Annotated in this window: 2 protein-coding genes; both read right to left on the bottom strand. The window is 66.9% G+C overall.

Features of this window, described 5'->3' with window-relative positions; genetic code table 11:
* Window positions 1-127: 127 nt before the first annotated feature.
* A complete protein-coding gene (locus AC1DY5_RS54565; RefSeq protein WP_478122519.1) occupies window positions 128-1,090 on the bottom strand; it encodes a hypothetical protein in 963 nt (320 codons plus the stop codon).
* Between the two features lie 75 nt (window positions 1,091-1,165).
* A complete protein-coding gene (locus AC1DY5_RS54560; protein ID WP_478122518.1) occupies window positions 1,166-1,669 on the bottom strand; it encodes a ferritin-like domain-containing protein in 504 nt (167 codons plus the stop codon).
* Between the last annotated feature and the right edge of the window lie 24 nt (window positions 1,670-1,693).

Raw genomic sequence — 1,693 nt, 5'->3', positions numbered from 1 at the left:
CCTGTGCTGAAGCGGCGCGTACGAGTTCTGCTGTGGGGCTTCGCACAACCAGGCTAAACCGGCCTACGTTATTCCCGCCGAGTCGGGACTGCAAAGTGCAATGAGCGACTGAAGCGTTCAGGGGTTCCTACACCTTGTCCTCTTTGAACCCGGCGAGCGCGCGCGCCTCGCTCTCGTACGCAGGATAGGACGCCTTCATCACCGCGCCATTGAGGATCATCTCGGCCACCCGCATGCGGGTCCCCGCGTCGTAGACGCGGGTGCGCACCCAGATCGATTCGGTGCGTGCGCCTTCGCTGAGCGCGATGATCTCGCGCTCGAGTTCGTAGTCCTGGTCGACGAACAGCGGCCCCTGCAGCAGTCGGATCTCCTGGCCTGCGAACAGCCCGACCGCGGGCTTGCGTCCGCTCAGGCCCGACTGCGCGGACGTCGAGCCGAGCAGCACGCTGATCATCTCGGTCGGAATGATCGGCCGGCCCCACGGCGATTCGTGGCCCGCTTCCCGCGTGTACCACGGGCTCGGCTCCGTGATGACCGCGAGCTTGTCGGCCAGGGTGAAGGGATAGTGGTTGCCCATGTGGGTGTCGAAGCCCATGCGGACCTTCTCGACCACCGCGCCGCGCTGTCCGACCTTGAGGTCGCGGTTGATCACCAGTCCGGTCGGCGGGCGCAGCTTGGCGATGCGCAGCTGCAGCTCGTGGGGCCGGCCCTCGGCATTGCCGACCGAGGCCGTGCCCGTCAGCACCGGAGTGCCGTCGCGCTTCTCGGCATGGAGGCGAACGAAGTGCGGCTGCGACGGATCGGGTTGGACGAAAGCCCGGACTTCCTCGCCTTCGACCACCATGTTCTGGTAGTGCGCGCTGATGCAGCCGGTTTCGAACCAGGCTTTGCCGAACACGTGATAGAGGAGGGGATCGAACTGGCTGAAGTGCGTCGGCCCTTCGATCGGACCTGCGCGCAAGCCCAACCCTTCGGCCATCGCGTCGTCGTGGATCGACTTGTGGCCGTCGTAGCGTTGGTCGGCCAGCATCTGTCGAGGCTGGCGCAGTGGCCCGCACAGGGCGGGCACTTGGGTGAAAGCTTCGGTCATCGCGTGTCCCTGGCTGAAGGACGGCGATTCTAGGGCGCCGTCCCTGCAGCCGAAGTCACGCGCGAGACCGGCCGTTCAGCCCCTGGCGCGGGCCGCGTTTCGCAGATCGCGGATCTGGTCGTGGTTGCGCTGGGCGCCCGCGGCCTGCCGCTCGACCACGCTGCGGACATCGGCCGGCAGGTTCTGCTTCAGGGCCTTGCGGTAGCGCGCGATCGCGGTGTCCTCGCCGCGCTCGCAGGACTCGAGGATCGAGAGTTCGCTGTTGGCGCCGAGTGAGCCCTTCACGTGCACCCAGCCTCGGTGCAGGGCACCCGCCGCGGTGCCGCCATCGGCCGGCTCGCCGCCAAAGGCCCTGATCAGTTGGACCAGTTCGGCCTCGGCCTGTCGGCATCCTTCGGCGCGGCTCGCGAACAGCTGCTTGGTGGCCGGCGACTCTACTTCCTCGGCGCAGGCCAGGAAGCCGTAGCCGCCGTCGCGGGTGTTCTCCAGCAGGTCATTGAGGACGTCGACGACTTCGTCGTTGGCCAGCGGGTCGCCGTCGATTTCTCGGGGGTCGAGCATGTCTTTGTCGAGTGCCATGGTGAAATCCTTTCAAGCGCCTTC

The organism is Variovorax sp. P4_D9, from assembly GCF_056401695.1.
This window is presented reverse-complemented; position numbering and strand designations above follow the sequence as displayed.

Excerpts from the sequence above, each read along its gene's own strand:
- AC1DY5_RS54565 (WP_478122519.1), bottom strand. The coding sequence starts at position 1,090 with ATGACCGAAGCTTTCACCCAAGTGCCCGCCCTGTGCGGGCCACTGCGC.
- AC1DY5_RS54560 (WP_478122518.1), bottom strand. The coding sequence starts at position 1,669 with ATGGCACTCGACAAAGACATGCTCGACCCCCGAGAAATCGACGGCGAC.